Source organism: Flavobacterium cheongpyeongense (assembly GCF_003202435.1).
Classification (GTDB): Bacteria; Bacteroidota; Bacteroidia; order Flavobacteriales; family Flavobacteriaceae; genus Flavobacterium; species Flavobacterium cheongpyeongense.
Window position 1 is genome coordinate 200749 of the sequence record NZ_QJHK01000007.1, and the last position, 11178, is coordinate 211926.

The 11178-nt window shown below is 33.7% G+C and carries 6 protein-coding genes; 5 read left to right on the forward strand and 1 reads right to left on the reverse strand.

Annotated features, from left to right (window positions below; genetic code table 11):
- Positions 1-30: 30 nt before the first annotated feature.
- The 5 genes from DMB65_RS10510 to DMB65_RS10530 all read left to right on the forward strand — a co-directional run bounded on the left by DMB65_RS10510 (position 31) and on the right by DMB65_RS10530 (position 9886).
- Entirely contained in the window at positions 31-1359 is a 1329-nt protein-coding gene (locus DMB65_RS10510) for an aldehyde dehydrogenase (protein WP_110306602.1), read from the forward strand.
- A 119-nt stretch (positions 1360-1478) separates the two neighbouring features.
- The gene (locus DMB65_RS10515) at positions 1479-2270 is read left to right on the forward strand and encodes a hypothetical protein (RefSeq protein ID WP_110306603.1); all 792 of its coding nucleotides are present in this window, start codon (positions 1479-1481) and stop codon (positions 2268-2270) included.
- Positions 2271-2308: 38 nt separating this feature from the next.
- Positions 2309-6358 (forward strand): PAS domain S-box protein, encoded by a 4050-nt coding sequence (locus DMB65_RS10520; protein WP_110306604.1) that lies wholly within the window; start codon positions 2309-2311, stop codon positions 6356-6358.
- 87 nt (positions 6359-6445) lie between these two features.
- Positions 6446-7288 carry a KPN_02809 family neutral zinc metallopeptidase gene (gene ypfJ, locus DMB65_RS10525; protein WP_110306605.1) on the forward strand — a complete coding sequence of 281 codons (843 nt, stop codon included), beginning with the start codon at positions 6446-6448 and terminating at the stop codon, positions 7286-7288.
- A 513-nt stretch (positions 7289-7801) separates the two neighbouring features.
- Positions 7802-9886, forward strand: coding sequence for an LruC domain-containing protein (locus tag DMB65_RS10530; protein ID WP_110306606.1), 2085 nt, complete (start codon positions 7802-7804; stop codon positions 9884-9886).
- Positions 9887-10208: 322 nt separating this feature from the next.
- Here the strand turns inward: DMB65_RS10530 and DMB65_RS10535 are convergent, their stop codons facing one another.
- Positions 10209-10976 carry an XRE family transcriptional regulator gene (locus DMB65_RS10535; RefSeq protein WP_110306607.1) on the reverse strand — a complete coding sequence of 256 codons (768 nt, stop codon included), beginning with the start codon at positions 10974-10976 and terminating at the stop codon, positions 10209-10211.
- Positions 10977-11178 lie beyond the last annotated feature (202 nt).

The following is an 11178-nucleotide window of genomic DNA, read 5'->3' on the forward strand; positions in this document are numbered from 1 at the left end:
GGCATAGCCAAAATGTAAGTTTTCACTAAAATGGACTATAAAAACGATGTAAAGTACCGAAAAGAAACGCTTAAAAAATTACTTTTTAATATTCAGGAAAGTGAGGATTTAATTTTAAAAGCCTTATTTGATGATTTTAAAAAACCGGAATTTGAAGCCGTTTTAACAGAAACTAATTATGTTATTTCAGAGTTAAAAAGTACAATCAAAAACATTGATAAATGGGCTAAACCGGTACGTGTTTTTCCCTCTCTGTTAAATTTTCCTTCTACTGATTTTATTTATAAAGAGCCATACGGAAACGTTTTGGTCATTGCTCCCTGGAATTATCCTTTTCAACTAGCTTTATGTCCTTTAATTTCTGCAGTTGCAGCTGGAAATAAAGTTGTTTTAAAACCCTCAGAACTAACTCCAAATACTTCTGACATAATTGCGGAAATTATAGAAAAATCATTTCACATCAATCATGTTGAAGTTGTTCAGGGTGGTGTTGAAGTCTCTGACAAACTGCTGGCAAAACGTTGGGATTACATTTTCTTTACCGGAAGTGTTTCTGTAGGTAAAATTGTAGCTCGGGCAGCTGCAGTGCATTTAACACCAATAACTTTAGAGTTAGGAGGCAAAAACCCTTGTATTATTGATGAAACAGCTAATTTAAAACTGGCTGCAAAACGTATTGTCTGGGGAAAATTCATCAATGCCGGGCAAACGTGTATTGCCCCTGATTATATTTTGATTCAAAAAAACATGAAAGTTAGTTTTATTACTTTTCTGATTGAAGAAATTATTCAGGCTTATGGTAAAAAAATAAAAGATTCCCCTGATTATGCACGCATTATTAATAGTAAAAACTGGGTACGGCTAACCAGTATGATTGCTTCTGAAAAAGTGATCTTTGGGGGAGAATCAGATGACAGTAATTTTTACATTTCACCTACTCTTATTGACGAGCCTGAATTAGAAAGCGCGGTAATGAAAGAAGAGATTTTTGGCCCGATATTACCAATATTAGTTTATGAATCTGAAAATGATATTGATGCCGTAATTCGCAGGTATGAGAAGCCACTGGCATTTTATGTTTTTAGCGAAAATGATTCTTTCACAAAAAAAATGATTTCCCGTTATGCTTTCGGAGGCGGTTGTGTTAACGATACAGTGGCTCATTTTTCGAATAAGCGATTGCCATTTGGAGGCGTTGGTCATAGCGGAATGGGTGCCTACCACGGAAAACTAAGTTTTGATATTTTCTCCCATCAGAAAGCAATGGTAAAAAAAGCCAACTGGCTCGACCTACCTATGCGGTATGCTCCGTACGAAGATAAATTAAAAGCCATTAAAAGATTATTGGACTGGATATAAAAGACAAAAAAACTAATCTTCTTCTATTTCCTATAGTATAAAATGAATTGATTAAAAGTACTATATTTACGTTTGAATAGTTCACTAAACATAAAAAGTACAAAACAATTCTAATAGATATGAAATCCATACTTAATCAAATCGAAGACATAAAAAACAACGGTTATTCACTAGATTTTTCAGATGTTTTTAATCATGCTTTTGAAAATTATAAAAAAATAGCACTTTATGCAGGTCTTATCCTACTGGTTATTTCTATACTTTGCTTTTTCCTTGGCGGAGGAATATTAGTATCCTTATATGGTGCAGAACACTTCAATAAACAATTTTTCGAGAATTTGCAGAACAAACAGCCGGAAGGGACAACTCTACTGATCTATACAATTGTCATAACTTTTGTAACCGCAATTATGACTCCTTTCACAGCAGGTTTCCTAAAAATGGCAGACAGTGCTGACAAAGACGAAGCGTTTAATTTCTCAACTGTTTTTACTTATTACAAATCCCCTTATTTTTTTCGACTGTTTACTTCTGCCTTATTGATTGGCTTAACTAGCGGACTTATTTCTGTAGCTTTTAACTTTATCGGAATTACATTTATTGACTCTATTTTTGCCATTTTAATTTCATTGTTTACTTCTATGACAATCCCTCTTATTGTTTTTGGAAATTTAAACATAGCTGACGCCATTAAATCAAGTATTATGATCGTCAGCAAGCAGCCACTTGTTATTGCCCTATTGTTCATAGTCGCCGGAATTGGCTCTATTATAGGCTTTATTGGCTGTTGTATTGGTGTGGTATTTACCATTCCTATTACTTATTCTGTAAAATATGCTATCTACAGTGCCATACTGGAAATTGAAAATCCGGATTCAATCGATTCAATTGGCCAGTCAGATCCTGAATAATATGAGATTAATTTCAACAAAATCAATATTCAGATTCTATGGTATTCAGCTGTAGTCTTTTAAACTTTTCAATTTCAGGACCTACCTACTTTGGCAGTGTCCTGAAATCGTTTTGGGCTAATTGTTTTGTTCTTAAAGCTAACCTTATTTTCTACAATAGTCCTAAATTAATCCTGCTGCAGTTATGCCTGACTGTATTTATGGGCTTCCTGGTTTACCAATTTTTTAGGATTAAAGCAAAAATTGGTTCTTTTATAGAAAAAAACAAGGAAAAAGAAGTTTCACATAAAGAATACCAGCTTTATCTTTTGTTTTTCGGTATTACTATTATCGTCATTGAAATCATTAATGAAATTTTTGAAATAAGACCCGAAAGCCTTTTATATGTCAATATATCAATTGGTTTATCGATATTGTTATTTTATTTTTTATCAATTAAGATCGAATATTTAAGAAATAGAATTTCAATCGTTTTTATTTGCATCTTTTTGTTATTTACATTCCATATTGCCCGAAATATCATTATTCATCCTAATGATATTGTACCTGTCATTGCTCTTTTAATTACTTTTTATTTTTCTTATAGTATCCTTAGACCTATAAAAATTTATTGGTACTTTACTACGGGAATATTTATTTTTCACATCATCAATCTGGCTTTTGATTTCATTCCGATTAAATCCTCTGTTTTACTTCTCACGTACAGCCTGGTTATTTTTGTAATTAATCATATAAAATATGCTATCTTTTTAAACACTCGTGATAATTTCAGGTTTACAAATGAAATTGTCCACAAAGGGAGCTCCCTTACCGTTGCTTGCAATAAAAAAGGTGAACTCATTTTTTGCAGTGAATCAATTACAGAAATACTTGGGTATACAACTGAAGAAGTTATGGGAATGGGCTTCTGGAACCTTACTGAAGACCCTGATTTTATTGGTGAAGAATTTTTAGTCAACTATCAGGATAATGTTTTATATACCCGGAAACTAAAATGCAAAAATGGGGAATACAAATATATACAATGGAAAGATAAGCGTTTTTCTGAAGATTTATTTATTGGTATCGGGCAAGATATTACCGAACAAATTAAAATGCAGGACCAGTATAAAAACCTGATTCAGACAGCGGCAGATATTATTTTTGAAATAGATACCGAAGGCAATTTTACGTTTATAAATGATTTTGCCTTTTCTGTTTTACATTACACCGAAAAAGAAGTTATATCAAAACATCACGCCAATTTCATTCACCCTGAATATCGAAAAAAGGTAATGGATTTTTATAAAAACCTTGAAGAAAAAGAATTTAATCATGACACGATTGAGTTTCCAATTTTAAAGAAAAATGGTGATGCAATATGGATTTCTCAAAAGGTCATTATCCGCAAAAATGATTTAGAACAAACGATAGGTTTTGCAGGTATCGCAAGAGATATCACAGAACTGAAAAACAATGAAAACGAAAAAAGAATCAGACTTGAAAAGATCGAATCTTATAACAGTTCTACCAAAAAATTATCTACTACCGATTTTAGTCATTATGACAGCATACAAAGCGTAATTGATTTTATCATCAAAGAGGCCGCTGTTTCAAAAGCCAACAGAATCAGCTTCTGGAAATATTCTGATGATACCATCACTTGTGAAAATTTATACAGCCAGGACAACTCTGATTCCTATTATAAAGAAATCCTGGACAAAGCCTCCTATCCTATTTATTTTGAAACCTTAAGAAACAACGCGGTCATCAACGCTAGCGACGTATTTAATAAACTGGAAACCTCCGAATTTCAAAGAGAGTATTTTATAAACAACAATATCCTGTCTATGCTGGATGTCCCAATTTTTTTCAATGGACAACTAGCCGGGGTAGTTTGTTTTGAGAGCACAGATAAAAAAAGAAAATGGGATAATGAAGACATTAACTACGCCCGTACAATTTCTGACGTGATCTCGCTTGCCATATCATCACAAATGCGTTTAAAGGCAGAACGCAAATTAGAATTTAAAAGCCAACTGTTATCTGCATTAGCACTTTGCACCGAAAAATTCTTACTGAGCAAAACTATTGAAGAGATGTTTCAGGAAACTTACAATATCATTGGAAAAGTAGCGCACGCAGACCATATTTACTATTATGAAAAGGATTTTGACACCAATACCATCAGCCAAAAATACAAATGGTCCAAAGCAGAAACCCCTGATAAAAACATCATCCTTCAAAAATTCACAGAAGACAATTTAAAAGAAATAATTGAAAAAGCGCAAAATAAGAAAATCCTAAATACCCTTACCTGCCAACTAGAAGATACGTTTTTTAAAAATTTACTACTAACCCACAATATCAAATCGATATTGATTCTGCCTGTTTATGTGCAGGATGTTTTTAGCGGGTTTATTGGATTTGATGACTGCCATACTGAACACAAATGGTCTGAAGAAGAAATTTATATTTTTCAGACCCTGGCGAATAATATTTCATCTGCCCTGGAAAGAAACAGAAACCAGACTAAAATTATCGAAAGTGAGGAGAAATTCAAATTGATCACCAACAATATTCCCGGTACTGTTTACCTATCAAAATTTGATGCGTTTTCCACAAAAATATTTCTAAACGATCAAATTTTTAATCTTACAGGATATTCTAAAGCTGAATTTCTTGAAAATAACTTATCCTTTTTATCCCTCATTCATCCCGATGATAAGGATGAAGTTATTGACAATCAATTCCAAAATTTAAAGAGCGGAAAGCCCCTACACAATACCTACCGCATTAAGCGAAAAACAGGCGAATATATCTGGATTGAGGAATTTGGCGATGTTATTAAAAAGGGTGATGAAATTGAATTTGTGGGTGGCATCTATTTTGATATTACCAATAAAAAACAAACTGAAGATGCAATAAAAGCAAAACAGCTTGCCGAAGCTGCAAACAAATCAAAATCGGAATTTCTGGCCAATATGTCGCATGAAATCAGAACTCCGCTTAATGGTATTATAGGTTTTACGGACCTGCTGATGAAAACGAAACTTGAAGAAATTCAGTTAAAATATATGACTACAATCAATCAATCGGCAAATTCATTATTAGATATTATAAATGATATCCTTGATTTTTCGAAGATTGAAGCCGGAAAATTAGACTTATTTATTGACTTATATGATATCAATAAAATAGTAGGTCAGGTATTTGACCTGATTGTATATGAATCTAATTTAAAAAAACTGCAGCTTCAACTCAATATAGCTCCTGACGTGCCTCAATACATCTGGACAGACATTGTGAGACTCAAGCAAATCCTGATCAATTTATTGTCAAATGCCGTGAAATTTACACACAAAGGTTCTATTACTGTAACAGTTTCTGTTTTAGAGAAAAAAGAAGATGCTATGTGCACGATGCGATTTTCTGTAGTTGATACTGGTATCGGAATTTTAAAACAAAACAAAAAGAAAATTTTTAAGGCTTTTTCGCAAGAAGACAGCTCTACTACCCGAAAATTTGGAGGAACCGGTCTGGGTCTTACCATCTCAAATCAATTACTTGCCCTGATGGAAAGTCGCCTGCAGGTTAAGAGTAAAATAAATGTAGGAAGCACTTTTTATTTTGACCTGACCCTTAAAACAAGTGAACAAAACACGAATGAAAAGTATAAAACTGATTTCAATACGTTTAACACTAAACCTGTTCCAGCACCCAAAACTACTGATAACCGCAAATTTATTTTTTTAATAGTTGAAGATAACAAAGTCAACATGCTGCTCTTAAAAACCATTATTAAAAACCTCTATTGCAATGCTTCGATCCATGAGTGCGAAAATGGCTATGAAGCCTTAAGGGTATTTGAGAACATCACTCCTGACCTTATTTTTATGGATGTTCAAATGCCTGTCATGAATGGTTATGAAACGACGGTCGCAATACGAAATTCACAAAAAGGAAAGACAATCCCGATCATTGCAGTAACAGCAGGTACTGAAAAAGAAGAAAGAAATAAATGCATCAACTCGGGGATGAACGATTATGTCGCAAAACCGATCATGAAAGGCTCTGTGGAAGAAATCTTACAGGAATGGTTAAAATAATTTTTTGTTTTAATTAGCCTTTTGTTCAAAAAAAATATAAATTCGTGTTGATTAAATTCTAAAATCAACTTAAAAACACATCAGCTTATGAAATGGTTAGGCAGAAGACAAAGTGATAATGTTGAAGACAGAAGAGGTTTGTCTGGCGGAAAAGCAGTTCTTGGAGGTGGCGTTATTGGTATCATTATTTTGTTACTCAACGTTTTTGGCGGTGAAACCGGCCAAACAGTAGGATCTGCTTTACAACAACTACAAGGCGGTCAACAAACTGAGTCAGCAGCTCCTTTAAGTCAGGAAGATGAAGAAATGGGGGATTTTGTCCGGGTAATCCTTGCTGACAATGAAGACATCTGGGGGAAACTTTTTGCTGAAAACGGGATGACTTATGAAAATCCAAAATTAGTACTGTTTAGAGGATCTGTGCAGACGGCCTGCGGTGGTGCTTCTTCGGCATCAGGTCCTTTCTATTGTCCGGGCGACCAAAAAGTCTATATGGACCTCGATTTTTTTGAGGAGCTTAGAACAAAGTTTGGCGCAAAAGGCGGTGATTTTGCCATTGCCTATGTTATTGCCCACGAAATAGGACATCATGTACAAACATTGTTGGGAACTTCGGCCAGAATGCGCCAAGCACAGGAAGGAAAAAGTGAAGCTGAAGCCAATAAACTATCTGTTGCTTTAGAGCTACAAGCCGATTTTTATGCCGGTGTCTGGACCCACTATAATAAGGAAAACCTTGATACGGGAGATATAGAAGAAGCACTGAGCGCAGCTAATGCCGTTGGTGACGATGCCATCCAAAGTAAAATGCAAGGGCACATAGTACCTGATTCCTTTACACATGGTACTTCTGAACAGCGGATGTACTGGTTTAAGAAGGGATTTAATAGCGGTGACATCAAACAAGGTGATACTTTTGAGCAAATATAATGCATTCAAAACCAAACGATAATAAATATAAAAGCATGATTTTTAGAATCATGCTTTTTTTTATGACCAACTTAAAGATATTTAAACCCAGAGTGCGTATTAAACTTCGTAACAAATTTACTGTATCAATGCCAATATGCTATTAGCAATAAATCACTACTGCTGTCTTAGAGTCTTAAGAATTCCATGTGCCAGGACATTAAAAATCTTGGATACTGACAAAACATGCTCTCTTTGTTTATGTATCGATCCACACAAATAACCAACTTATTGATATTGAAGTATAAATCAAATATTTATATAGGTTTTTTATTATTTAAATTGTATTTTTATATCTGAATTATTGTACTTAATATGTGATCAGCTATTTTAAATGTATTTTTTGTAAGCCTAAAAAAGTAATCTATCAACCGACAGCCTCAATCATAGTGACAGTTATTATAAAAGTCATGTTTTTCAATACTTTCTTTGTATTACCATTCATCTTTTCTTTATTCTTAAAAAGTAAAATCCATGAAAAATCACACCTCTACAGAAAAAAATACACATACGAATACCAATTCGTTAGTAATGAAATTGTTAGTAGCATCAATTATTTTGCTTAACTCCTGCAGTAAAGATCCTGCAGAAACCCCAACGGATCCGGGAGAAGTTACTATTGAGACTTTAAAAGCCTCCCCTACATTTAACTGGAAGAATACTAAAGACACTAATATAACCATTCGAACAAAAGACAATGAGGGAAATGCCGTTCCTAATGTTAGAGTAAGTGTTTGGACAGACTTTGAAGAAGAAAATGGTGAAGAAATTATCAATGGTATAACCGATGAACAAGGAGAATTTGTTGTGAACTATACTTTAGAATCTGATATGCAGGAAGTTGTTTTAAAAACTGACTTTATTGGTTTTGTTCCCGAAACGAAAGTGCCAATAGATAATGGTACTGTTAATTTTACCTTTGGAGGTACAAGAAGCACTCAAAAAAGTCAAAAATCCAGTAGCAAACCCTTTTATCCAAAACCAGAAGAAACACATTCCGGTAAATTGAATGCAAATGTCAAAATTAACTATATAGGTACCTATAATAGTAATGGAGTACCAAATAATTTATTAGCTAAACCTGATGTTATAAAGAAAGATTTTCTAATTGATGTAAACAATGCTTTACCCGAAAATATGCCTGTTCCTACCTATCACCCGGAATATCTTTTAGGAAATAACCAGCACAATTTAGTGATTGTAGATAAAGCTGAAGTATGGATTACGTTTTTATCTGAAGGAGCCGGTTATAAAAATGTATTGGCATACTACACTTATGACAGAGATTTTCCGCCTAAAACCGCCGCTGATATTAAAGAATGTTTTGTGATTTTTCCGAATGCATCATTTGCTGGTTCTGGAGGAGGATTGTACTCTGGAGATAAAGTTTCTCTGGGTGTTTTTGAAAAAAACACCGTAATAGGCTGGATGCTGATGCGAAATGGGTGGGACGACAAAACCAGACAATCAACTGAAGGTTTGGGTTTATTGTACTCTAATCTGGAGTTAAACCCAGAGACAGATATCAAAAATCGTCAACATACTGTAATGCTTTATGATAATAAAAGAAGTTTATTCATAATTGGGTTTGAAGATTTAATTCGTCCCGGAGGAGACAATGACTTTAATGACGCTATTTTTTATGCAACAGCAAACCCTATAGAAAATGTTGAAATAAACAACATACAAAAAGTAAATGCTAATCGAATAGATACAGATAAAGATGGTATAAACGATAGTTCAGACGATTATCCTAACGACCCTAAATTAGCATTTAATAACTTTTACCCAAGCAGCAACATTTTTGGAACACTCGCTTTTGAAGATTTATGGCCTTCAAAAGGAGATTATGATTTTAATGACCTGGTGATTGATTATAATTTTAACAGAATTACAAATGCTCAGAATAAGGTTGTAAGTTTGAAAGCAAAATTCAATGTAAGAGCTATTGGTGCAAGTTTTCAAAATGGTTTTGGCTTCTCCATTCCCGGCGTAACTCCATCACAAATTGCATCCGTAAACGGAACAAAATATACAGAAAGCTACATAAAAACAAACGGCAATGGAACAGAGGCGGGTCAAAAAAATGCAACCATAATTGTTTTCGACAATGCATGGAAACACGGTTCTGGTAACACACTACCAGACCAGCCATTTGTTGCCTCAGAAACTATTGAAGTTACCATAGATCTTGTAAGCCCTATTGATGCCAATACCTTTGGAATGGCCCCTTATAACCCATTTATCATCGTAAATAAGGAAAGAGGTAAAGAGATCCATTTGGCAAATTACGCCCCCACTGATTTAGCGGACAGATCTTACTTTGGAACTTCATTTGACAATTCTCAACAAGCAACAGGAAAATATTACAAAACAAAAGACAACTTACCTTGGGCAATTGATTTTGCGAGTCGTTTTGAATATCCAATTGAAAAAGCAAAAATCGATGTAAGCCACTTAAAATTTATTAATTGGGTTTTAAGCAACGGAGCAGAATACAAAAATTGGTATAAAAACGAATCGGGCTATAGAAATAATTCGAATGTTTATAAAAAATAAAGACACTAAACCAAAAGTTTATAATTTCAAAAGTCAAGACTTCAGTTTTATAATCGGAGCCTTGACTTTTTAAATATAAAGGTAAATTAGTGTAGAATAAAGTTCATTTAATCATGTATTTGCTGATAAACCAGTTATTTTAATTATTGGTAAATAAACGATACAAGAATACATTAGATGATTTATTGATCAAGTTTTTTTTATAAAAATCTCACATAAATAATCCGATTTCCTAATTATCACCGGAAATTTATGAAGCCTATACCTGTACCGTCAGATGAATAACCCGAAATAAAATTAAGTTTTAAACTTTAAAAAATTTTTACTCTTTGTTATTCCGTATTTCCCGTACTTCTCTCTTTACTTCTAAAATCAATTCTTTCAGGTCTTCAATTTCATTTAATTCCTGTTTTTTATCTGTTCGTCCAATATTACATTGGTATTCCCAGATTTCTATAATGTCTGAAAGCCTGACTTCGTAATTCGGATAGAAACTATTATCTGATTCTAAAACCAAAGCGTTTTTTTTATTTTTATTAAGACGCTTGTATACCATCCCTTCATTTTTAGTAATAAGAATATAGGTTTTACCATCCTGTACATCCCCTAACCTTTCTATATAACGGCCTACAATAATGCTTCCATCTTCGTGTGGTGGCATCGAATCCCCTTCTACCGGAAACCCCCTGTGTTTACCGGGTCCCAGAAAAGGAAGTGAAATTTGTTGGAGGTTTTCTATATATTCCGGATCTGCATATCCATTAAGATAACCCGCTTTTACTTTTTGAGTTACTATTTCGATACAATTTTCCCCTTGATGATCTACCAGAATCGGTAAGACCAATCTGTTGTTTTCAAGTTTCAGCAAATGCTGCATGTCTATTTTTCGGATGTCCACCGAAAGCAGCAAATCGATACTCATGTGATAGTAGCGGGCTATTTTTTTTAAAATTTCATACGGAGCTTCAGAAGTACCGTCTTCATATTTGACATACCTGCCCCTTGTAATCTGAAGGCTTTCTGCTAATTTCTCCTGTGATATTTTTTGTCTGACCCTTAAAACCCTGATGTTGTCCGAAAATAACGACATATTAGCTATGTTCTAGTTTAGAACAACAAATATATTAAATTTTGTTATTAACTGTACTAATTTTGTTTTCTAAAACATTGTTGTCCGCTAAAAAAAGAAGCCAAATTAATGGCTTCTAAAATAATCGTAATTTAGAGTTGCAAAATTCAAATAACGATGGGTAAAAATAAGTATTTTTCGACTAAGTCTGTTTTCGGACAGC